Annotated in this window: 20 protein-coding genes; 17 read left to right on the top strand and 3 right to left on the bottom strand. The window is 54.3% G+C overall.

The window, feature by feature from the left end:
* Positions 1–75: 75 nt before the first annotated feature.
* From NYE74_RS22395 to NYE74_RS22385, 3 genes are read left to right on the top strand one after another with little or no spacing between them, the layout of a single operon-like run.
* Positions 76–1500 carry an extracellular solute-binding protein gene (locus NYE74_RS22395; protein WP_371860969.1) on the top strand — a complete coding sequence of 475 codons (1425 nt, stop codon included), beginning with the start codon at positions 76–78 and terminating at the stop codon, positions 1498–1500.
* A gap of 20 nt (positions 1501–1520) precedes the next feature.
* Positions 1521–2480 (top strand): carbohydrate ABC transporter permease, encoded by a 960-nt coding sequence (locus NYE74_RS22390; RefSeq protein WP_124332896.1) that lies wholly within the window; start codon positions 1521–1523, stop codon positions 2478–2480.
* Positions 2481–2519: 39 nt separating this feature from the next.
* Complete coding sequence (locus NYE74_RS22385; RefSeq protein ID WP_036623806.1) at positions 2520–3344, top strand: carbohydrate ABC transporter permease; 825 nt, start codon at positions 2520–2522, stop codon at positions 3342–3344.
* Here NYE74_RS22385 and NYE74_RS22380 read toward each other — a convergent pair.
* Positions 3337–3612 carry a hypothetical protein gene (locus tag NYE74_RS22380; protein WP_124332897.1) on the bottom strand — a complete coding sequence of 92 codons (276 nt, stop codon included), beginning with the start codon at positions 3610–3612 and terminating at the stop codon, positions 3337–3339. The genes NYE74_RS22385 and NYE74_RS22380 overlap by 8 nt on opposite strands.
* Positions 3613–4321: 709 nt before the next feature.
* Here NYE74_RS22380 and NYE74_RS22375 point away from each other — a divergent pair.
* The 5 genes from NYE74_RS22375 (at position 4322) to NYE74_RS22355 (ending at position 10252) form a co-directional block, all read left to right on the top strand.
* Positions 4322–5320, top strand: coding sequence for a Gfo/Idh/MocA family protein (locus NYE74_RS22375; RefSeq protein ID WP_341005176.1), 999 nt, complete (start codon positions 4322–4324; stop codon positions 5318–5320).
* Entirely contained in the window at positions 5283–6467 is a 1185-nt protein-coding gene (locus NYE74_RS22370) for a sugar phosphate isomerase/epimerase family protein (RefSeq protein ID WP_124332899.1), read from the top strand. The genes NYE74_RS22375 and NYE74_RS22370 overlap by 38 nt, the downstream gene beginning before the upstream one ends.
* Before the next feature lie 43 nt (positions 6468–6510).
* The gene (locus NYE74_RS22365; protein WP_036623804.1) at positions 6511–7839 is read left to right on the top strand and encodes a hypothetical protein; all 1329 of its coding nucleotides are present in this window, start codon (positions 6511–6513) and stop codon (positions 7837–7839) included.
* 103 nt (positions 7840–7942) lie between these two features.
* Positions 7943–9241 carry a hypothetical protein gene (locus NYE74_RS22360; protein ID WP_036623803.1) on the top strand — a complete coding sequence of 433 codons (1299 nt, stop codon included), beginning with the start codon at positions 7943–7945 and terminating at the stop codon, positions 9239–9241.
* A gap of 24 nt (positions 9242–9265) precedes the next feature.
* Positions 9266–10252 (top strand): dihydrodipicolinate synthase family protein, encoded by a 987-nt coding sequence (locus NYE74_RS22355; protein WP_051985510.1) that lies wholly within the window; start codon positions 9266–9268, stop codon positions 10250–10252.
* Here the strand turns inward: NYE74_RS22355 and NYE74_RS22350 are convergent.
* A complete protein-coding gene (locus NYE74_RS22350) occupies positions 10227–12551 on the bottom strand; it encodes an Ig-like domain-containing protein (protein WP_051985509.1) in 2325 nt (774 codons plus the stop codon). The genes NYE74_RS22355 and NYE74_RS22350 overlap by 26 nt on opposite strands.
* A 418-nt stretch (positions 12552–12969) precedes the next feature.
* Between NYE74_RS22350 and NYE74_RS22345 the strand changes: the two genes are divergently transcribed.
* The 7 genes from NYE74_RS22345 (at position 12970) to NYE74_RS22315 (ending at position 18521) form a co-directional block, all read left to right on the top strand.
* Complete coding sequence (locus tag NYE74_RS22345) at positions 12970–13497, top strand: SecY-interacting protein Syd (RefSeq protein ID WP_036623802.1); 528 nt, start codon at positions 12970–12972, stop codon at positions 13495–13497.
* A gap of 126 nt (positions 13498–13623) precedes the next feature.
* Positions 13624–14199, top strand: a complete 576-nt coding sequence (locus NYE74_RS22340; protein ID WP_036623801.1) for a DUF1572 family protein — start codon at positions 13624–13626, stop codon at positions 14197–14199.
* Positions 14200–14215: 16 nt separating this feature from the next.
* Positions 14216–15748 (top strand): YcdB/YcdC domain-containing protein, encoded by a 1533-nt coding sequence (locus NYE74_RS22335; RefSeq protein WP_051985508.1) that lies wholly within the window; start codon positions 14216–14218, stop codon positions 15746–15748.
* A 525-nt stretch (positions 15749–16273) separates the two neighbouring features.
* Positions 16274–16681 (top strand): hypothetical protein, encoded by a 408-nt coding sequence (locus tag NYE74_RS22330; protein ID WP_124332903.1) that lies wholly within the window; start codon positions 16274–16276, stop codon positions 16679–16681.
* A 10-nt stretch (positions 16682–16691) separates the two neighbouring features.
* On the top strand, positions 16692–17045 hold the full coding sequence (locus NYE74_RS22325) for a DUF3139 domain-containing protein (RefSeq protein ID WP_036623800.1): 354 nt from the start codon (positions 16692–16694) through the stop codon (positions 17043–17045).
* A gap of 55 nt (positions 17046–17100) precedes the next feature.
* On the top strand, positions 17101–17661 hold the full coding sequence (locus tag NYE74_RS22320; protein ID WP_036623799.1) for a GNAT family N-acetyltransferase: 561 nt from the start codon (positions 17101–17103) through the stop codon (positions 17659–17661).
* 50 nt (positions 17662–17711) lie between these two features.
* Positions 17712–18521, top strand: coding sequence for a GNAT family N-acetyltransferase (locus NYE74_RS22315; protein ID WP_036623798.1), 810 nt, complete (start codon positions 17712–17714; stop codon positions 18519–18521).
* 123 nt (positions 18522–18644) lie between these two features.
* On the opposite strand, the gene NYE74_RS22310 is transcribed toward NYE74_RS22315, so the two are convergent.
* Positions 18645–19892, bottom strand: a complete 1248-nt coding sequence (locus tag NYE74_RS22310; protein ID WP_036623797.1) for an RICIN domain-containing protein — start codon at positions 19890–19892, stop codon at positions 18645–18647.
* Positions 19893–20227: 335 nt separating this feature from the next.
* Here NYE74_RS22310 and NYE74_RS22305 point away from each other — a divergent pair, with 335 nt between their 5' ends.
* Complete coding sequence (locus NYE74_RS22305; protein ID WP_036623796.1) at positions 20228–20866, top strand: NUDIX hydrolase; 639 nt, start codon at positions 20228–20230, stop codon at positions 20864–20866.
* Positions 20867–20886: 20 nt separating this feature from the next.
* Positions 20887–21336 carry a VanZ family protein gene (locus tag NYE74_RS22300; RefSeq protein ID WP_036628324.1) on the top strand — a complete coding sequence of 150 codons (450 nt, stop codon included), beginning with the start codon at positions 20887–20889 and terminating at the stop codon, positions 21334–21336.
* The last annotated feature ends 17 nt before the right edge of the window (positions 21337–21353 follow it).

The following is a 21353-nucleotide window of genomic DNA, read 5'->3' as shown; positions in this document are numbered from 1 at the left end:
TGAAAATAAGGAAACCACACTAGCCATGGACACTATAGAAAAAAATGACACGGGGTGGAAATTCGAGCTGGGGGGATGAACATGAAACGGCTGAACACCAAGCGGCTGAACAGTAAACGGGCGGGTCTTTTATTTACTTTTTCGTTGCTATTCGCACTGTTCATATCAGCCTGTTCGGGCGGCGGCGGAAGCGGGGCGGCCACGGGAAATAGCGGCGGACCGGGCGGGCAGGCCGGGCAGCAAAACCAGGGGCAGAAGGGGTCAGGCGGGGCTGCGGAAACGGTGGAGCTTCGGCTCGGGTATTATTCTTCCGCGCAGACGGACGCCAAAATGCAGGAGCTGATCGGCAAATTCCAGGAAAAGCATCCAAACATTAAGATCAAAACGGAATCTTCGCCGTACAATCAATTTTTCCAAAAGCTCGATACCCAAATCGCCGCCGAAAGCGCCCCTGATGTCTGGCTGTCCGACGGCGTGTTCGTGCCGAAGTACGCGGAGCGCGGTGTGCTCAAGGATCTGACCGAACTGATCGATCGGGATCTGGGCAAGGACGACTATTACGGGCTCGACTTCAACAAAGACGTAAACGGCAAATACTGGGGCGTCCCGCAAGGCATCCAGATCGCGGTGCTGTACTATAACAAAGACATGTTCGATGAGGCCGGCGTCGCCTACCCGACCGAGGATTGGACCTGGGATGATCTCAAGGCGGCCGCCGGAAAGCTAACGAAGGATTCCGCCGGAGCTTATGCGACCGATGCCGCTTTCGACAAAAACAAAATCAGCCAGTACGGCCTGACGTTCTTCAGCATTACCGAAGGCTGGATGACCGTGCTGAAATCGTACGGGGGCGGCGTGCTCGACGAAACGTTAACGAAGTCCATTATCAATACGCCGGAAAACAAGCGGGCGATGGAATGGATCGTCGACGGCATGCAGCGCGAATGGTTCACGGCGCCTTCGGATTTAAAAAGCTTCCAGAGCAACATGGCTCCGTTCCCGAGCAAAGCGGCGGCGATGCGGATCGGCATATACGCCCGTACGATCGACGCCAACAACGCGGGGTTGAACTACGATGTGACCCTGCTGCCGAAGGGGCCGGATGGCAAACGGTTTGCTCCGGTCATCGCCAACTCGTGGGTGATCAACAAGCAAGCGGAAGGCGCCAAAGGGGACGCGGCCTGGGAATGGGTGAAATATTGGGCGACGGAAGACGAGGTGCAAAACGAATGGGCGTCGCTCGGCGAAGCGGTTCCGGTGAAAAAATCGGCGGCCAACTCCGAGCGGTTTTTAAGCGGCAAACCCGACAACAAGCAGGCGTTCCTGGACAGCTTCGAATTCGCCGGGACGCTGGACGTCAACGCGGTCTGGAGCGAATGGGTCGGAAAGTTCGGCGACAGCGTCAACCGGGCGTTTGAAGGCGAGATCGGCGTCGACGAGGCGCTGAGCCAGGCGGATAAGGACGTGCAGCAGGTGCTGGATGAATTTTATAAGAACTAGACGGAAAGCGCGTGATAAGCATGTTGAAAAAAACGGAAACCGTGCGGACCGAAGGCGGGCAGAAGTCCGCCCGCGTCCGCCCAAAACGGCTTAACAACGACGGCCAATGGGGACTCCTGATGGTGACCCCTTATCTCGTGCATTTTATCGTGTTTGTGCTGGGCTCGCTGCTCGCTTCTTTGTATTTCAGCTTTTCTAAGTACGATATTTTGAACCCGCCGCAGTGGACGGGGCTGGACAATTACCGGAAGCTGCTAAGTGAGCCGGTGTTTTGGAAAGCGCTGGGGAACACCGTTTATTTTACGGTTTTGTTCGTGCCGCTGCAGACGGTGCTGGCATTGATTTTGGCCGTGGCGCTGAACCAGAAGCTCAAAGGGCTGAAGTTTTTTCGGCTGGCGCATTTTTTGCCGGTGATCTCCTCCTGGACGGTCATCATGTACGTGTCCGACGCAGTGTTCAATCCGCGGTTCGGCTTTGCCAACGCGCTGCTGCAAACCATCGGCCTGACGCCGCAAAAATGGCTGCAGGATGAGCATCTCGTCATTCCGCTGCTCGTGCTGATCGCGGTGTGGAAGGGGATCGGCTACATTATGGTCATATACCTGGCGGGTCTGCAGAACGTCCCTTCCGATGTCTATGAAGCCGCGGAAATCGACGGCGCGGGCACGCTGCAAAAGTTCCGCCGGATCACGGTGCCGCTGATCTCGGGCACAACGTTTCTGGTGCTGATCATGAGCACGATTTCGACGTTTCAGGCGTTCGAGCAAATTTACGTCATGACCGGCGGGGCGCTGGACGCTTCGTCCGCGGGCGGTCCGAACAAGGCCAGCCTGGTGCTGATGATCTACCTGTATCAGGAAGGTTTCTCGTTCCTGCGCATGGGCTACGCCTCGGCGATCGCCTGGGTGCTGTTCGTCATCCTGTTTTTGCTGACGGCCGTACAAATGTCGCTGCAGAAAAAGTGGGTGCATTACGAATGAGAAAAGACGCCGAAGCGGGAAAGAAGGGGGGGCCGGCGCATGAAATGGAACCGTTGGCGGGGCGCCGTGGGATATGCGGTGATGATATTAAGCTCGCTGGTGATGCTAACGCCTTTTTTGACCACGCTGTTTAATTCCTTGAAAAGTTATGCCCAATATACACAGGTGCCCCCGGAATGGATTCCTTCGCCCGTGCAGTGGAGCAATTATGCCGAAGTGTGGAAAATGGGGCCGTTCGGGCAGTATACGCTGAACAGCGCCATCATCACGGTGTTGTCGGTCGTTGGCGCGCTGATTTCCTGCTCTATGGTGGCGTTCGCTTTTGCCAGACTGAAATTTCCTTTGAAAAACACGCTGTTCCTCGTCGTGCTCGGGACGATGATGATTCCGCCGGTCGTGCTCATTATTCCGCAGTTTGTCATCTTCAAATCGCTGCATATGCTGGATACGCTGACCCCGCTGTGGATTATCGAATGGCTGGCCCAGCCGTTCGGGATCTTCCTGATGCGTCAGGCCTTCCTCGGCATCCCCCGCGATTACGAGGAGTCCGCCCGGCTCGACGGCTGCAACCCGTTCCAGATTTACCTGCGCATCTTTGTGCCGATGTGCAAACCGACCTTCGCGACGCTGGCGGTGTTCACGTTTATGACGAAGTGGAACGAAATTTTGTCCCCGGCGATCTTCCTCACCTCCAAAGAAAACTTCACCCTGCCGATCGGCATTTTGTCCATGGCCGGCCAATGGTCGGGAAACGAGCAGTACATGGTCGCCGCCGCGCTGATGAGCCTGATCCCGATCCTGCTCGTGTTTTTGTTCGCGGAGAAATATTTTGTGCAGGGCAGCAACTCTGCGGGGATTAAGTAGGCCGGGAGAATTTCATCAGGGAAGCTGCTCCGCTGGGATAAGCAGGGCAGAGGAAGTAGTCCAGGGCAACAGCTTCGCAGAGAATAAGTAGGGCCGGTGAAGTGGCGCCGGGGCAGTAATTCTGCCGGGACAGCAGCTTCGCCGGCATTAAGTAATGTGAGCGCGATTCAAGCCAAATATAACGGAAAAAAATGTCGCTATTTTGACGATGTTCCCCATTTTGAGAGCAATAGAGGTAATTTTTGCCGCTATTTTCTTTGAATTGCATGGAAATGACCACTTTGCACCTTTCGTTGGAATATAAGGACATAAAATGTCGCTAAGGGCGTAAACATGCTGCGATTTGGAAAATAGGGCCATAAATTGCCGCTATTTTTTTGGGGCTCATAAAAAGAGTGGGAAAAGTGCGTTTAAATGGCAAATAAGCACTAGCGTTGCATTAAATCTGACAAGATACATTTTCTAGCCCATGCCAATATTCTAACGGTTGCCACAAGCGCTATTTGCTCCAAAAACGTTGATTTCAAATTGTAACGGTTGCCATGGCGCTTATTTCACTTAAATCCGGCTATTTGGGCTTAGATTCAGGCAATTAACGACGCTTACAACCGTTAGAATTTAGAAAAGGCCTTTTTTCGTAAAATAGCAACTGCTACAACCGTTAGATTTCCGGGGGGCTTTTTTGGGAAATTTTTAGCAAAAGTTAATGCAACGCTAGTGTCAAATAAGGTCTCTGGTGTCCTCTGGTAACCGTTACATCCTGAAAACTCGTGGTTTCGGCGAAATAGCGGCGCTGGAGTCCGTTAGAACGGGCCGCAAAGCTTCAAAGGCCGGTCGAGTTGAGAAATGAGCCGCACCGGAGCGGTATTGTGAAATGTAGCATGAACCATACCACATGAACTGTGCATGAATTATACCATGGAGCGAGTCGGGAACCGCAACGTAACCATATATATTTTGGCCGGGGAGGGAACAGGATGGCCTGCCGGGTGGCCCTGATCGGGGCGGGCATCATATCGGAAAATCATTTGGAGGCGATCGTACAGATGGGTCCGGAGCGGTTAACTGCCGTGGCCGTGGCGGATATCGATGAGGCGAAAGGCCGTGCGGCCGCGGAAAAATACGGCCTCGCCTTCTACGCCGGCTACCGGGAGATGATCCGCGAACAGCGGCCGGATATCGCGATCATTGCGCTGCCGCATTATCTGCATGAAGAATGCGCCGTTTTCTGCGCGGAGCACGGCTGCCATCTGTTGCTGGAGAAGCCGATGGCCTTGAGCGTGGCCCAGTGCGACGCGATCTTGGCCGCCGCAAGCGCGGCCGGGGTTAAGTTGATGGTCGGCCACACCCAGCATTATTTGCCGTCTAACTTGCGGGCCAAAGCCCTTATCCGCAGCGGTCGGCTAGGAAAGTTGGTGGCGATCCACGATACGCGGCACCTGCCTTATTTTGGCGGCGGCCGGCCCTGCTGGTTTTTCGAGAAGGCCAAGGCCGGAGGCGGAATCATGATGAATCTTGGCGCCCATTCGATCGACAAAATTCAGTGGCTCACCGGCAGCCGCATCCGCAAGGTAAAAGCCAACCTCAGTTATGAAGGCAGGTTCGGCGATGTGGAAGGAAGCGGCGTGGTTTTTGCGGAGACGGCAAGCGGCCTGGGGGCGGTCATCGTCCAGTCCGGGTACGAAGGCGTGGCCAAAGACGAAACCGAGCTGATCTTCACCGGCGGAATGGCGAAGTTAATTTCCGCCAGAGGGCTGTGGATCAGCCGGAACGGGCGGTATGAGCCGGTTGCGGGCAGCAATCGCGGCGATTCCGCAGCCCCGTTTTGCCTCCAGCTTCAGGATTTGCTGCAGGCGATTGAGCGCGATGCGGAGCCGGACTGCTCCGGCGCTTACGCCCGGTCCGTCATCGCTGCGCTCGAAGCGGTGTACTGTTCGCATGAAACGGGGGTGGAACAAATTGTGCGAAGCCCGTAAGCCCCATGAAGATCACCAGCGCTATTTAGTCGATGCGCCGCCGGATACACTGGGGGCATCGGACACGCAGGATGCAGTGTGTGTACCGGACACGCAGGATGCGCGGTGTGAACCGAATGGGCGGGATGCAGCGTGTGTACCGGACACGCAGAGTGCGCCGTGTGCACAGAACACGTTGGATACAGCGTGTGCACCGAACACGCAAGATACGCCGGACGTACCAATCACGTTGGATATGCTGGATGTCCCGCTCCCCCAAATTTCCCTTGAGCCCGGCGGCAGCAACATGAAGTTCAGCCTCTGCTCGACGGGGCTGAAATCGCTGACGCTGGAGGAGGTGCTCGCCGCGTGCGAGCAGTTGGGGCTGCAAGGCGCCGAGTTGTGGATCGGCCATCTCGAAGACTTCGCGCACCGAGGCGGCACATCCGCCGATCTCCGCCGGCTCCTTGCCAGGCATCGGTTGGCCGTTCCGGCGATCAGCGATTACACGTATTTTTCCCGGAGCGACAGCGAATCCGAACGGGATGTAACCCGCATCAGCCAAGCGGCGGAGTGGGCCGCGGCGATCGGCTGCCCGCGAATCCGTACGTTCGCGGGGCACCTGGCTTCGCGGGAGGCGAGCGGCGAGCAGTGGAGCCGGGCCTTTATCGGCTTGGATAAAGCGCTAAACGCTTGCCGCGAGCAGGGAGTTAAGCTGGCGGTGGAAATCCACAACGGCACGTTCGCCGATACGGCGGACTCCCTTGCGGCGCTGCTTGGGCAAGTAGGGCAACCCAGGCAAATAAGACACCCCAGGCCACCCAACCAACCCAACCAACCCTGGCCACCCGGGGAGCTTGAGCTGATTTACGACGGCTTTAATCTGTTTGTCGACCGGCTTGATCCGCTGCCGGTGCTGAAGCGGTTTTACGGCTCCATCACGCATGTACACTTTAAGGACTACCGCTGGAACCGCGACAACTGGGCGTTAAGCAAGCCGGTTCCCGTACTGCAGGGCGATGCGGACCACCGCTCCATTTTGAAGGAGCTGCGGGCTCAAGGTTACGGCGGGTTTATTTCTTTTGAATATTTCGGGGAGGATGTTCTGGAGCTAACGCGGCAGTCGTACGCCGAAGTGAGGGATTACTTGTCCCGCACGACTGCCTGAACCGAAAAGCCCTTACAAGCCTCAAACGGAGGTGAAGGCCGTCATGAACATGAAGGTGGCGGTGATTGGCCCGCACGATCTGGTGGAAACGGTGCTGCAGGCGGGCGAAGTTTTTCCTGAGTTGTCCATGTTCCCCGCGCCTTATCCGCACGAGCAGGATACGCTGAACGTCGTCGCCGGCGTGCGGGAACGGGCGGATATTTTGCTGTTTACCGGTCCGATCCCTTACCGGTTGGCGCTCGATAGCGATCCCGGGCTGCCGATGGTGCATGTGCATTATTCCGGAACCGCGCTGTACAAGGTGCTGTTTGATTTTTTCCGGCGGCGGCCGGCGGCCTTTGACGAGGAGGTCCGCATCAGCGTCGATGTGCTTCAAACGCAAGAGCTGGCCGAACAGCTTGACGAATTGGGCTTAACGCGCCGGCAAATCCACGTGAAATCCTACGCTTCCGGAATCCGTCATGACGACCTGGTCGCTTTTCATTACGATTTATGGAAAAAAGGCCGCGTAACCGCCACCGTCACCTGTGTGACCTCGGTTTACCAGCAGCTGTCCGAGCTGGGCGTTCCCGCGTTCCGCGTCATCCCCACCCGCTCGTCGATCCGCGACTGCCTCAGCCGGGCGCTGCTCGAAGGGAAAAGCCTGCGGCTTAGCCGTACGCAAATCGCCATCGGCATTTTAAGCATCGACCATTATGAGCGGGTGCTTAAGGAGGCGGTCTCCGAATACGATATCCAGCGCAAAAAAATCGTGCTCCAGCAAATTTTGGTCGATTTCGGCGAGGCGACGCAGTCGCTGATCAAATGGAACGATTCGGGAGAAGCCTCTTTTATTACGACGCACGGTATCATTGAGCAGGTGACCCGGAAATTTCAGGAGGCCCCGCTGCTGCTGGAGGTGATGGAACGGCTGCAGTGGAACGCCAGCATCGGCATCGGGCTCGGTCGGACGGCCAACGAAGCGGAAGGAAAAGCGCGGGAAGCGCTGCAGAAAGCGAAGGCGGGGGGCGGGGGCAACTGCTTTTTGATGATGCAGGACGGTCTCGTTTACGGGCCGCTGGGATCGGAGCTGACTTTAAAATATTCGGCGCGCAGCGAAGACCCGGAGCTGATCTCCCTGGCGAAAAAAGCGGGGCTTAGCGTCGGCACGATCAACAAGCTGATTTCGCTCTGCCGCCGGCTGGGCACTTCGACCCTGACCGCCGCACAGCTGGCGGAGGGCTTCGGCATTACGCTGCGCAGCGCGCGGCGGATTATGGCCGCGCTCGAAAAGTACGGCATCGCCTCGATCGTAGGCGAGGAACAGCCGGTGGGGCGCGGCCGGCCAAGGCAAATTTATGCGCTCAACCTGGAAAATCTCCGTTCGGAGTAAACCGCCGAATTGGTTGCAAATGTTAAAAAATTGCCGGAACAAGGATACGGCCGGCCATTTCTGAATACACATCTTCAAGAACCTAATAACAGAGGGGATGAGGATGATTAACCGCCTTATTTTGCCGGCCGGTCCGCCGCGGATTTCACGGGAGGACGCGGTGCGGATACGCCGCGATTACGAACGGTTCAGCGAAACGGGGCTGCCGGAGCGGCTCGAACGCTATTTGCTCGAACAATACGGACTGGATGTATCTTCACATTATGGACCGCGCCCGATCAAAAATCCTTTCGGCAAAGCCTCGGGCCAATTGTCGCTCAGCGCTTACCAGGTCCAAGCCGATGCGGAAGCGGGCCTCGGCTTCGTTGTGCTCAAAACGGTCATCGCGGAGGACGAGCAGGGCGAACGCTCGATGAAGGAATGGGCCGTCAAGGAAACGCGGATGGAAGTGGGCCGGATCGTCGGCAAAGAAACGGGAGAGCCGGGCTGGAACGTAACCTGGCAAGGCCGGGGCTGGCACGGCAGTTTTGACGAGTATTTGAGTTTCGTTCGGGAAGCGCTGCAGCTCGGGCGGGAACGGGGAACCGTGGTCGTGCCGTCCTGTAAATACCATCTGCCTGCCATAAGCGAGGATTTTCGTTTGGACGAATACCGTTATACAACGCGGCGCTTGGCGCAAGTCTGGAAGGAGGCCGGCGAAGCCGGTCCGCTTCAGCTGGAGAAAGATTTCAGCCCGACTTTGGCCGGCTCTGACCGGGCCGCCCAGCGCCCGGCGATTATACGCTGGCTCAGGGAGGTGCCGAAAGCGATCCGGTCGGCGCTGCCGGACGGGGATATACGGCTGGGCATCAAGCTGATGAACACGCTGTTCGATGACGAGTTCCAATTGCGGACGGTAAGGACACTGGCGGAAGAAGGGGCTGCCGGGGCGGATTATATCGTTTACGCGAACCGGCTGTACGACTCCGGCCGTCCGGCTGCCGGCGGCGGTAAAGCCGGGGCGGCCTATGGCGGACCGGACCTCAGCGCGCGCAATCTGCGGATTTTGTCCGGGCTGCGCCGGCTGGAGCTGCAAGGCGAGCTGCCGTTCCCCGTGCCCGTCCTGTCGGGAACGGGCGACGTGCACTCTGGCAAAATGGCGCTGGAATATGCGCTGCGCGGCGTTTCGAGCCTGCAGATGCATACGTTGTTTCAATTGCCGGGCGACGCCTACAGCATGAAGCGGGGCTCCAAAACGCAGCGCGCGCTGCATGAATTATTTTTCCATCCCGATGTAGGATTGGTTGCTTGGATGCTTCATTTGCGCGAAACGGGCGAAATCGCCGGCCGCAGCGGAACAGCTTCATTCCTTGAGGTGACGAATTGGTATCGGGACCGGGGACGCGCTTTTTTTCTGGAGTAGAAAAAGAAAAGGAAGGTTGTACGAATGAATAACACGGATGCCGTGAAAAACGCATGTACTTGGGGGTTGATCCCCGCCGTGCCCGTGCCCCGCTATTATACGGGACAAATCCACGCGAAAGCGCAGGAAGCCTACGCGCAGTATCTTTCGGAACAGCCGATCGCCGGCGCCGCCGTTTGGGCGCATACGGGCAGAGGGCTGCATTTGGATCGGCATGAGCGCAAGCAGGTGCTGGAGGTTTGGAAATCCGCGCTGGGCGAACAAAAACTGCTGATCGCCGGGGTGGGAGCGATTCCCGACAACCGGCTGCTGGGGAGCATGAAAATCCGCCAGTGGGAACGGGACAGCCTGGGCATGGCCGCCGATGCGATTCATTGGGGGGCCGACGCCCTGCTCGTGTTCCCGCCGGCGATTTTCAAGGGGCTGCCCCCCGGGGAACGGGATGAGGCGATCGTAAGCTATCATTGCAAGCTGTCCCGGTTCGGCTGCCCTTTGGTGCTTTTTTATTTGTATGACGAGGCCGGGGGCGTGTCGTATTCCGCAGAAGTGCTGCGGGAACTGCTCGCGCTGCCCCGGACGCTCGGCATCAAAGTGGCCACGCTCGACAGCGTCATGACGCTGCAGGACGTATCCACGCTGATTTCGTCCGAGTTCCCGGAGAAGCTGCTCATCACCGGAGAGGACCGGATGTTCGGTTACTCGCTGATGCGCGGGGCCCGCAGCGCCCTGGTCGGATTGGGCGCCGCGTTCCCGGGCATCCAGCGCGATCTGATGCGGACGTTCGCAGAGGGGAATTTCGAAACCTTTCTGGCGCTATCCTCGCGGGTTGACGCCTATGCCGAACGTACGTTTATGCAGCCGATGGACAAATACATTTTGCGGATGCTGTGGTGCCTGGCGTTGTCCGGCGTCATTCCGGAGGAAGCCGCCCATGATATCGCCGGATATGAAATGACCCGCGTGGAAATCGAAACGCTCCGGCAGGTTATTGCGGATCAGGCGTTGTACTGAAAGCCGTCTTGGACCACGAGGCGGTCGCGTTACGCCGCTCATCGTAGGCGGACGCCCAATAGTAGCCGGGGGCCACGATCCGCTGCGGCCAGAAACCGGCTTCGCCGGAAGGAAAGGTCAACGCCTCGGAGCTTCCGGTGGCCAAACCGTCCGCGTCGGTCCGCATTTCGATGTATCGGCCTCCGCTTTGCGTAAACCGGCCGTATACGGCGGCGGTCACGCCATCGCCGGTTTCCAGGTCGACGATGTGCAGCGACACCTCGGCGCGCGTTCCGTTAAAGACCACATCCATATCGCCGATGATCATCGGCCGCAAATACGTGGATGCCGTCGCGCTTGAGGTTGCGGAGGTGGCGGGACCGACATTTCCGCTGATATCCATGGCCGCAACTTTGTAGTAATAGGTCGTATCCGGCAGCAGGCCCGAATCCACGTAGGTCAAATTCCGCGAGCTTCCGGCGAGACTGCTTTCATCCGCGGTAAAATCCGGCTCCGTGCTGCGGTATATCAAATAATGCTCAATGTCGGAGTCGTCCGTGGCCCGGCCATAGCTTAAATTGATGCTTTGATAATCGAACGCCGCCGCCTCCGGATCTCCGCTCAACGCGGACGGGGGCGAGGTATCCTCCGGCTTGACGCGCCACAAGTGGCCGTCCGGTCCCCAGACGGAAGGCAGCCAGCGGATGGAATCGTAGTGGTGCATGGCGATCCCCGCAAACGCGGGATTGCCGTTGAACGCCGCGTACACTTTGTCGAGCTCCGCTTCCATGTAAGTCCGTCCCTCTTCGCGGAAGGTGATCGTTTCAGGATCGCCGCTGTTTGCGATATCGAGCGTTTCCACGCCGACCACGACGGAATTCGGCTTGCCGATCGCGTTGGCGTAGGCCAGTTCGCCTTGCGCCTGGGCGATGATGCCGGCGCTGCCGTCCGCGGTATCGCGGTAATCCATGATCGAAATATAGTCGCTGATGTCCTGGACATGCTCGGACAGCCATTTCGTTTCGCCGTTCCACGTAATATCGCTGGAGCTCGCGCTGCTGTCGAACCAGCGCGGGATGGCCGGCCCGAAGGGCAAATCGATGCCGGCGGTGTCCCGGCGGTCGATCATTTTTTGCAGGACATCCAGATATTGCCGCTGAACGGAGGGCTTTTCGGCTCCGAATTCGGGCAGGATATAAGGTTCAATATCCACGTTGACGCCGTCAAAGCGTTCGTCCGGCGCGGCGGAGATGTTGTAGTTGATCACTTTTTCCATCTCGCGGATCGCATGCTCGTGATATGGTGTAAGCGCTCCCAAATATGGAGGAGTCGTACCGCCGGCGATGCAGGCATGAACCTGGTACCCGTTGTCGTGCGCCCACCGCACGAAATCGCGGACTTTTTCCGGATATTCCTCCAGGATGTCTACCCCGCCATAGGGGAACACGCCGACATAAAAAGTGGTGATCGGATCCGAATCGAAGGTGGAGGTGTCGTCGGCAAACGCTTTTAGCGCGGTCCGCGAACCCGGGTTAAGGAACAGGTTGTAGGCCGCTTTTTCCCAAATCCACATGGCCCGATCCTGTTTTGCAAGCGTAATATCCTCGTGGGTTCCGCTGCCGGTGGAAGCATAGACGGTTAAGCTGCGGCCGATGTTCCCCCGCGAATCAACGGCCCTGGCCTCAATGCTGGAGGTTTTGTTGCCGAGGCCTTTTGTGTTCCAGTTGTACTTGTATACTTTTCCGGATTTCCCCGCCCGTTTCCACGCACCTCCGTTAATTCTCACCTCCACTTTCGTCAACGGGTTTGGGGAGGCAACAAAGACTTGAACCGTCGTGCCGGAACCTTTGACCTTCTCCCCGTCGCGCGGGCTGATGATGGTCACGACCGGCTTCACCGCGTCCGGATTGTTTACGGTGATGACGGCGGGGGCGCTGGTCACGCCATAACGGGTAGTGCTGTTCGTTCCTTTGGCGACCAGAGTGATCTCCCCGTCATACCGGCTTGTGTCCAGTTCGGCAGACCATGTGCCCGATTCCGCGCCGCTTTCCCCTTCCATCCGGGTATCGAGCTGCTCGGTGCCGCCTACGATCAGTTTGATGGCGTAAGCTTCGCTATAACGGCCGGATACGGTGATCGTCCCGACGTCCACATCCTCGCCGTCCGCAGGCGTGTCGATGGTCAAGGAGGACTCGGCCGATGCGGCGGGAAGCGAAGCCAGGGGCCACAGGGGAAGCAATGCCGCGGACAGTAGCGCGATGCAGAGCCTAAACAACCAACAGGAAACGCCGCCATTCCGCTTCAAACGATGAGCTAACATCTTCATCTCCCTCACTTTCACGCGGATGAGCACCCGCCGATTTTTTCTCATTGTAGCGGCAATATTTGCAAAGGAAAATATCCGTATATCGTCCTTTAAAGCGGGCTTGTCTTGGGGATTGGCGGGGGAAGTGGGGTTGCGGTTTGGCTGATTGGAAAAATCCAATAGCTTAGCCTTAGAAACTGCTGAATCAGCCGTCTGGTTGGAAATATCCAATAGATTTGCTCGATCAAGCTCTTTTTTTCAATGTTGGGGTAAATCTATTGGAAAAATCCAATCAACCCTGCTATTTGGAGATAGCCTTCCAATTCTATTGGGTATTTCCAACGTGAATTGAGCAGCGATTCGTTTTATGGCAGAGTATGCCTATAAAGCATGCTATACTGGGATTATCCGGCGAATAAAGGAGCTATATATGATGCTTAAAGAGACACTTCAACACTTTCTACAACAACATTATCCAGGTGCCTATCAAGTAAATACGGAAGAAGTTGATTTTTCGGCGGCCGAGCGGGAGCTTGGGTTTACGCTTCATCCGGAACTGCAAGAATATTACGGGAGTTTTTATTTTGAGGAGTTGGAAGGGGTTATCGATGCGTCCCAGGTGCCGTCCACGGATCAATGGGGAAACTGGTTTGAATTCAATAAAGAATCTAAGCTCCATATCGCGCTTCAAGGTTTGGACCCAAGCCAGACCATCAATGAACAGCTCATGAATAACTACACCGTATGGACCGGCGGAAATGACTTTGGGCAGCGGATCTGGATCGGTTCCATCTATGCGAATATCGGCGAAATTTTGCTGGTTTTTAACAATCAAACGGGAGCGGTTGAATGGATTGATACGGAATATGGAAACTTTGGCGATTTGCAGCAGGATCCCAATGGCGTGCTGACCCCTTCCATTACCGAATTAATACAAGCGTTAAAAGCCATAAAGCTGTAGATCTGGATACCGGCGAAAGCAGATGCCGAGAACCGTTTGATCCGTTTCGGAATCGTATTTCCCAGGAGCAGGTATCTATGTTAAGATATATGAAAATTCTGGAAAGAAAAGAAGGAGGAACATCCCATGGACGTGAATCAAATCTATCTGGAAAGCGTAGAGAAGCAATTTCTTTACTATAAAACGCTGGGAGAAAAAGCGATGGCTCAATTGGAACCGGACCAATGGTTCGCCGCTTTTAACGAGGATTCCAACAGCATTGCCACGATCGTAAAGCACCTGTGGGGAAACATGCTTTCGCGCTGGACCGATTTTCTTACGTCCGACGGGGAGAAACCTTGGCGCAACCGCGATGCCGAGTTTGAAAATGATATCCTAAGCCAAGAGGAACTGCTGCAAAAATGGAATGAAGGCTGGGATTGCTTGCTCAGCGCCATTCGTTCCGTCCGGCCGGATCAATTGACGCAAATTGTATATATCCGCAATGAAGGCCACACCGTTATGGAGGCGATCAACAGGCAGCTGGCGCACTACCCTTACCATGTCGGGCAGATCATATATGCCGCCAAGATTCTGAAGAAAACGGACTGGGACAGCTTGTCCATCCCAAGAAACCGCTCCTATCAATATAATGAGACAAAATTTTCGCAAGACAAGGTCGTCAAAAACTTTACCGACGATGAACTGAAGCGCTTGAAGTAAGGGGGAAGCCACACTCATGGGCATTGATTTCAATCAACTTCGCCAAATCGCGCAAACCATTGCCGCAGTCCCCCCGCATTACCGGCTGGAGATGGAGGACAGTGTTCCCCAGGAGGAAGAGCGGGAACGATGTTTTATTTGGGAGGATCCCGGCGATGAGGAGCAGCAAATTGAAGTCTCCCTGGATATCGCCACGGGAGTTCTTACCCGGTTTAGCATAAACGGGCCGGAGGGGGATAACGGGGCGGAAACCGCAAGCCTTTTGGCGGATGAAGATAAGCTTAAGCTGGCGAAAAAGGCCGCGGATGCCTTTGTAGCCGAATATCATCCCGAGCCTGGCAAACTGACCTTCTGCGAAACGATGAAAAGACGAATTCCGTATACGTTCGCCTATCGCCAGGAAGCTTTGGGCTTGCCGCTCCCGGAAACGGGGTGCGAGCTGACGGTGGATCACCGCTTCAACGTTACCCGTTATCGGCTGGAAGGACGGTTGGACAAGACGATTCCTATACCGGGCCGGCCCGAGGCGATCGCGCCTGAAGCGCAAGTTTTAGAGGACCACAAGCAACGTCTGCGGATGAACCCCATTATTTTAAACCTGCATCCTTCCATCTATGAAATAAAAGGCAGCGAATCCGAATACCTCCTTGTTTATGAGCCTGAGCCGGACCATGCCCTGATCGACGCGGCCACCGGCCGCGACCTGTTCGGACCTGATCATTATGTTTTGCCGCCGAGCCGCCCGCTATCTTCGAGTGAGAACATAATGCAAGCGCCGCCTCTTTCGGAAGAGTCCTGGGAGCAGCGGCTGGGTATCGATATGAACCGGTATGTCCTGGAAAAATGTTCGGACGATGAGGAAAGAATCACACGGATCTATCAACTTAAGACGCAAGAGGAAGAGGAGGTTGAACGGGATCCCCTGTCGGCGGAAGGTTATATGGAGCGAAAATGGGGGGACAAGCTGCGCTTTTTCCGCAAAGCTTCGATTATGGTGCAGGTGGAAAAATCGACGGGACGGCTGGTTGGTTATCACCATACGGGCTGTGGCGAGGAAGGGAGTCCCGCGCTAAACCGGGCCGAGTGCTGGGAAGTGGCGGAACGGTTTTTGCGGATGGTTTTCCCGGATTATACGAAGTATCTCCAACTGCAAATGGATGCCGAGGACGAGAGGGAAGAGGAGCGGTCCAGGGAATTTTTTTACCTGCCGGTTTATATCGGCGGCATCCCCCTTCATCTCGAACGGGTAACGATCAGCGTGTGCACTGCTACCAAAGCCGTATGCATGTATATGGGGACTTCTTATGAAATGATCGAGGCTCTTGCTTCAAGGCAATTCCATCCGGCGATTACGCCCGAACAGGCCTTCGGGTTATATGCCGGGCAGCTGAAACTTCGTCTAAAGTGGTTTCTGGATCGTGATCAGGAGACGCCGGAATACCGGCTCGTGTATCAATCCGATCCTACGGCGGCGAACCGCCGTGGGGAAAAGCGGCGCCTCGCTTTTATCGACGCGGTGACCGGGGAGTTCATTTTGCGGAGGGAATAGACAGTAAATTCGGCCCCGCCCAGAAATCGGCGTTTGACTGCCGGCTACCGGAAACGGCAACCAACTGTCGGCGGGAGCAACCGTGGCAGGAGAAAGCGTCGGTAGGACCAACCGTCTGTAGACCAACCTTCGGCGGGACCAACTGGTCGGCAGGACCTCAAAATAGCGGCACTTTATGTGCTTATTACCCTGATATGATCATGCTGGTTCCCATTAGCGGCATATTTTGTACTTATTTTCCTATGAATGGTCCGAAACGCGGGGATTTCCTTGCGGTTCGAGAAAATAGCAACATAAATTGTCTCTATCTCTCCCAAATGGACGGATATCGCTGGAATAACGGCATTTTTTGCCTTTATGTTTTTCTCGCTGGAGTTTTTCAGACAGCCTGGCGGTTGCAGCTTTTCTCGGGGCAATACCATCGCGCTGGAAAGCTGAACGGGTTAGGATGAAGATGATTTTGTCAAAAAGTTTTGAGCCGGAAAATTAGGTCTTAATCTGTCTTTGAGGAGCGGTTTGTGTATTATGAAACGGTTATGGATCATCTTGGTGTTCGTATTGGTCCCCGGATGCCAGAGCAAGCCGGAATCACTCCCTTTACGCCCCCTTTCCTTGTCGGAGGTTTATCCCGGCGATATTTTGCAAGTCGATAAAGTGATTTTGGCGGATGGCTCAACGGGAGCAAGAAGGGTGATCGAAGACCGGCAGCAAATTGCGGAATGGATTACCCGCATCAAAGATATCAAGCTGATCCCCGATCAGAACCAGGAGGACAGGACGGGGTTTATGTTTGGGATAAGTTTATATGAGGGAGAGGAAAAAAAGCTAGGGTTTATTCCAAACCTCATCCAAGGCGTCTACTATAAACCTAACTCCGAATTTGAAGGATACATCAGAGCGTTTTTTGAGAAGTATTTCGATAGAAGGTTCTAAAAACAAAGGAATGATTCCTATCAGAAAAAAGTTTAAAACGGGGTTGGCCGTCCTTTTGATTATGCTCGTCGCAACGCCTTTTGTGTATGTTCAGGCCAACAAAATCATCTATGCCCAAAGAGTAACCCATTATCTCCTGGAAGAACAACATTATGCAAAGTCGGATATCAAGTCGGTTAAAGGCGTATGGGGGATCAAATTGCCGGCTTTTTACGCGGTAGTGACCTTTAAGGATGAGCCTTACGTCGAATATGTTTATTTTGCGCACAATGAGGTGCTGCAGTTCAACTACAGACTGACCAAAGAAGGGCAAGAGAAGGGGATTACCAAAACCGATTTAAAGCATTACGTGCCTTATGATTGAAGCCGAAGGTACAACCGTATCCCTGCAGAATGACTTAAATAAGGAGCGACGGAAGATGAAGTATTTCAAAAAAATGGAAGCGGACAGGCTGTATTTGTCCCCGGTGAATCCGGAGGATATCGAAACATACACGAAGTGGATCAATAACTTATCTTTGTCTTTGAAAATAGGTTCTCCCGCTGAAGTGTTCAGTTTGCCGCGGGAACAAAGCGTGCTCGAAAATATGGCCCGGGAAGGGCAAAATTTTGCGGTTGTGTTGAAAAATAATGACGAACTGATCGGGAATTGCTCCTTGTTTGCCATCGATCAGGTTCGCAGAGTCGCGGAGCTTGGAATTTTTATCGGCGAAGATCGGCAGAGAGGTATGGGCTACGGGGCGGAAGCCATCAAGCTGTTGTGCGAATACGGCTTTAAAATACTAAACTTAAACAACATCATGCTTCGGGTTTTCGAGTTTAACGAGCCGGCCATCAAGTGTTACGAAAAAGCCGGGTTCCGCCTCTTTGGCAGAAGAAGCCAGAGCTATCTCGTTAACGGAAAAGCTTACGACGAATTATATATGGAAATTTTGCGAGATGGGATGACCTCCCGTTATCTGGACGCTGTGCTGCCATAAAAGGGAAAAATGATATTTCTATCGCCAATATATTTTTTGCGAGGTGGGACATGCCCAATTTGCCGTCGGGAGCTTTAATCCAACAAATCGTTTCATCTGAAAACGACTATATGTATGATCGCATGTTGGCCATTCAACGCAGGCCGGGCAATCCGGAAGGAGTTGAACTCCGCCGGTTCGGCAACGCCTTGTGCATTTACAGCCGGACCATGCCCTGGCCTTCTTTTAATACCGTAAAAGGATTAACCGCTGCGGACGTGGAATTCATCGACCCGATCCTCGAGTTTTACCAATCGAGAGGACGAGCCCCCCAATTCGAACTCGTCCCGTCGCTTGTGGATCAGAATATACTTGCCCGTTTGGCCGAACGCGGATTTTTTCAATCGGGATTTCACACCTCTTTATACCTCTCAGAGCTCCAAACTCCCCATATCGACGAGATGGATGGAATCACCGTTAAAGAACTTCAGGAAGACGAGTTTATGACTTATGCCATGATTCATTGCCGGGGAACGGGGTTGTCGGACGATGGCATTCCGTATGTCGCCGAAAATAACAAGGCGCTTTATGGCAGGCCCGGCTGGAATTTTTATTTGGCCTATGTGAAGGAGGAGCCTGCCGCCGCCGGCGTAATGTATATCAAGGACGGCATAGCATCGTTCACTTTTGCGGCCTCTTTGCCGCAATTCCGGAATCGTGGCTTACAGCAAAGGCTGTTGCATCGGCGGATCGCGGAGGCATCCCGCCAGGGCTGCAAGCTGGCCGTCGGCCAGTGCGCTTTTTTATCGCAAAGCCACAGAAACATGGAGCGGGCCGGCATGAAAATCGGCTACGTCAGAACGAACTGGATCGCACGATAAAATGGAAGGCGGGGGGAAGTGTTGGTGATGGAGCTGTTAGCTGTTATGAAGCGGCAAACGGGAACCCCGCCGCTCAACGCTCACGGGTTTCCCGTTTGTCGTTCGATCATATGCCGCTTAGTTTTAGTTCACTTTCGTAAACAACCATTTCTGCGCATCCGTTCCGTTGTCGGTGTATTGCTGAACCGCCGCGCCGTCCGCCGTAGAGGCGCTGGACACGTCCATGACCAGGCCGCTGACTTTGGAGACCAGCTTATAGTAGCCTCCGCCTACATCGACAATTTTCCACCGCTGGGCATCGGTTCCGTTATCGTTCCACTGCTGCAGTTGCACGCCGCTGGCCGTGCTTGAGCTCGGCACATCCAGCACCTTGCCGCTGTGCATCGCCGTCAGCTTATAGTAACCGCTGCCCATATGCTCCACCTTGAAGCGCTGGTTGGTTGCGGTGTAATTGGTCCACTGCTGCATTTTGGCCCCGTCCGCCATGGAGACGTCCGTCACGTCCAGCACTTTGCCGCTGGCTTTAGAGGTCAAAGTATAAACGGCGCCGCTTTCAATGTTGGATGAACTGTTCGAGGCTTGATATACCCGAACGTAGTCGACCAGCATTTGCGACGGGAATGGCGTCGAGCCGTCCGGACTTCCGGGCCAATTGCCGCCGACCGCAAGATTCAGCAGAATGAAAAACGGCTTTTGGAATTCCTCGGTGTTCCCGGTCCCATTTTCGATATAAAATTCATTGAATTGATTGCCGTCCACGAACCAGCGAATGTATTTGGAGTCCCACTCGATGCTGTACGTATGATATTGGGAAAAGTCCAGGTTCCCGGATGTCCGCCCGTAATCCGCATGCCCGCCCGCATCCCAATGTACGGTGCCGTTTACGAACGGATTGTGGTTAACCCGTTCCATAATATCGATTTCCCCGCAATAAGGCCAGCCGACCGTGGAAATGTTGGAACCCAGCATCCAAAATGCCGGCCACAGCCCTTGTCCGGAGGGAAGTTTGATTCTGGCTTCCACTTTGCCGTAAGTAAAGTTTTGCAGCCCTTGGGTTTTGATGCGGGCCGAAGTGTAATTCATGCCGCCATAGGATTCTTTCTGTGCCGTGATAACCAGATTGCCGCCCGTCACCTGCAGGTTCTGCGGCCGGTTGGTGTAATACTGCAGCTCATTATTTCCCCAGCCTCCGCTGCCGGTACCGATTTCGGCGGTCCAGTTGGCCGTATTCAGCGAGGAGCCGTTAAATTCGTCGCTCCAAACGAGTTTCCAATCGGTTGCGGCGGAAGCGCTGGGAGCTGCGGCGGGGAAGAAAGACAAGATGAGAGTGAACAGCAGAAACAGGTAGAGAGGTTTACCAAGCTTCAACATTTTTTTTCACTCCTTTTAGTAGTTTGTCTTGCTAATTTCGTGCCCGGCAATCTTAGATGCCAAATGATAGCGCTATCAATGAAGTTATTTCCATTATAAGGTATGAAATGATATTTTTACAACTAAAATTTTCATATTTTCCAAAATCGATTTATAGAATTCAGAAAATGGATGTATAATCATGGGAATAAGGTAGGAGGAGAAGCTATGAAATTCATCGTTTTGTTCGGGCCGCAGGCGGTGGGCAAAATGACAATACATTCCTAAGTCCGGAAGAAACCGCAAAGGCCATTCGGGAAAAGTTTCGGTTATAATGGAACAAAAGGAGAAACCACATGAACGAAACCGAATATTTTGACGTTTTTACGCCGGATCGGATCAAGATAGGCAAGGAAGCCCGCAGCGTTGTCCATGCCAAGGGATTGTGGCACCAGACGTTTCATTGCTGGATCTGGAAGCGGACCCCGGAAGGACCTTATCTGCTGTTTCAATTGCGCCACAAAAACAAAGACGTGTTTCCTTCGCTGCTGGATATTTCCTGCGCCGGACATTTGCAAGCAGGGGAGGACGTGCCGGACGGTGTGCGCGAACTGGAAGAGGAGCTTGGGATCGCGGTGGCGATTGACGATTTGACCTATTGCGGCATGGTGGCTCAGGAGCACATCGTATCGCCTCAGTTAATCGACCGGGAATTTAATCATGTGTTTATTTACGAGTATGGCCGCGATCTGAAAGACTACCGCATCCAAACGGAGGAGATTTCCGGGCTGTTTTGGGTGCGGCTTAGCGATTTTCAGCGATTGCTCAGCGGGAAAACTAAGTTTCTTTCCTCGGACGGTCTCCTCATAGACGAAGCGAACGGAGCGTCGAGCAGCTTGACGAAATCATGGTCCCTTGCCGACTTCACGCCCAATACGCCCCAATATTACGAACTGCTGTTTGTGAAGTTGAAGGAGCTTGCAAAGGAATCTTGAGGGGGATGATCGTGGCATTGATGAGATCCGTGCGCGGCAAGGCGATCATTATGCTCATCGGTTATTCGCTGCTATTAATCTACTGGATGCTTTTTGGATTCGGCAGAGTGTCCCATAGTACGTATATGTATAATCTCAAGCCCTTTTCGACGATTGGCCTGTATCTTCGTTCGTATGAATTTATGTCTGGAATCTGGCTGGTCAATTTGATTGGAAATATCGGCGTCTTCGTTCCGTTTGGCATCCTGCTGCCGCTCGTTTTTCGGGGCAACCAGAGAAGGTCATGGGCCGTTTTTATAATCGGCGTTTTTGTGTTGGAGTCGCTCCAGCTTCTATTAAAAAGAGGAAGCTTTGACGTAGACGATTTTATCTTAAATACGTTAGGTTTTGGGCTGGGATTAGGAGTATATAAAATCTGCGAATGGATGATGAGCCGTGGACATAAGGACAGATCAAAGCAAAGACCATAAAGCTGTATTATACAATA

The organism is Paenibacillus sp. FSL P4-0127, from assembly GCF_038007325.1.
Classification (GTDB): domain Bacteria; phylum Bacillota; class Bacilli; order Paenibacillales; family Paenibacillaceae; genus Fontibacillus; species Fontibacillus macerans.
The sequence above is the reverse complement of the archived record's forward strand: the minus strand, read 5'-3'. Positions and strand labels throughout refer to the sequence as shown.

Excerpts from the sequence above, each read along its gene's own strand:
- NYE74_RS22395 (WP_371860969.1), top strand. The coding sequence starts at position 76 with ATGAACATGAAACGGCTGAACACCAAGCGGCTGAACAGTAAACGGGCG.
- NYE74_RS22390 (WP_124332896.1), top strand. The coding sequence starts at position 1,521 with ATGTTGAAAAAAACGGAAACCGTGCGGACCGAAGGCGGGCAGAAGTCC.
- NYE74_RS22385 (WP_036623806.1), top strand. The coding sequence starts at position 2,520 with ATGAAATGGAACCGTTGGCGGGGCGCCGTGGGATATGCGGTGATGATA.
- NYE74_RS22380 (WP_124332897.1), bottom strand. The coding sequence starts at position 3,612 with ATGCAATTCAAAGAAAATAGCGGCAAAAATTACCTCTATTGCTCTCAA.
- NYE74_RS22375 (WP_341005176.1), top strand. The coding sequence starts at position 4,322 with ATGGCCTGCCGGGTGGCCCTGATCGGGGCGGGCATCATATCGGAAAAT.
- NYE74_RS22370 (WP_124332899.1), top strand. The coding sequence starts at position 5,283 with ATGAAACGGGGGTGGAACAAATTGTGCGAAGCCCGTAAGCCCCATGAA.
- NYE74_RS22365 (WP_036623804.1), top strand. The coding sequence starts at position 6,511 with ATGAACATGAAGGTGGCGGTGATTGGCCCGCACGATCTGGTGGAAACG.
- NYE74_RS22360 (WP_036623803.1), top strand. The coding sequence starts at position 7,943 with ATGATTAACCGCCTTATTTTGCCGGCCGGTCCGCCGCGGATTTCACGG.
- NYE74_RS22355 (WP_051985510.1), top strand. The coding sequence starts at position 9,266 with ATGAATAACACGGATGCCGTGAAAAACGCATGTACTTGGGGGTTGATC.
- NYE74_RS22350 (WP_051985509.1), bottom strand. The coding sequence starts at position 12,551 with ATGTTAGCTCATCGTTTGAAGCGGAATGGCGGCGTTTCCTGTTGGTTG.
- NYE74_RS22345 (WP_036623802.1), top strand. The coding sequence starts at position 12,970 with ATGCTTAAAGAGACACTTCAACACTTTCTACAACAACATTATCCAGGT.
- NYE74_RS22340 (WP_036623801.1), top strand. The coding sequence starts at position 13,624 with ATGGACGTGAATCAAATCTATCTGGAAAGCGTAGAGAAGCAATTTCTT.
- NYE74_RS22335 (WP_051985508.1), top strand. The coding sequence starts at position 14,216 with ATGGGCATTGATTTCAATCAACTTCGCCAAATCGCGCAAACCATTGCC.
- NYE74_RS22330 (WP_124332903.1), top strand. The coding sequence starts at position 16,274 with ATGAAACGGTTATGGATCATCTTGGTGTTCGTATTGGTCCCCGGATGC.
- NYE74_RS22325 (WP_036623800.1), top strand. The coding sequence starts at position 16,692 with ATGATTCCTATCAGAAAAAAGTTTAAAACGGGGTTGGCCGTCCTTTTG.
- NYE74_RS22320 (WP_036623799.1), top strand. The coding sequence starts at position 17,101 with ATGAAGTATTTCAAAAAAATGGAAGCGGACAGGCTGTATTTGTCCCCG.
- NYE74_RS22315 (WP_036623798.1), top strand. The coding sequence starts at position 17,712 with ATGCCCAATTTGCCGTCGGGAGCTTTAATCCAACAAATCGTTTCATCT.
- NYE74_RS22310 (WP_036623797.1), bottom strand. The coding sequence starts at position 19,892 with ATGTTGAAGCTTGGTAAACCTCTCTACCTGTTTCTGCTGTTCACTCTC.
- NYE74_RS22305 (WP_036623796.1), top strand. The coding sequence starts at position 20,228 with ATGAACGAAACCGAATATTTTGACGTTTTTACGCCGGATCGGATCAAG.
- NYE74_RS22300 (WP_036628324.1), top strand. The coding sequence starts at position 20,887 with ATGAGATCCGTGCGCGGCAAGGCGATCATTATGCTCATCGGTTATTCG.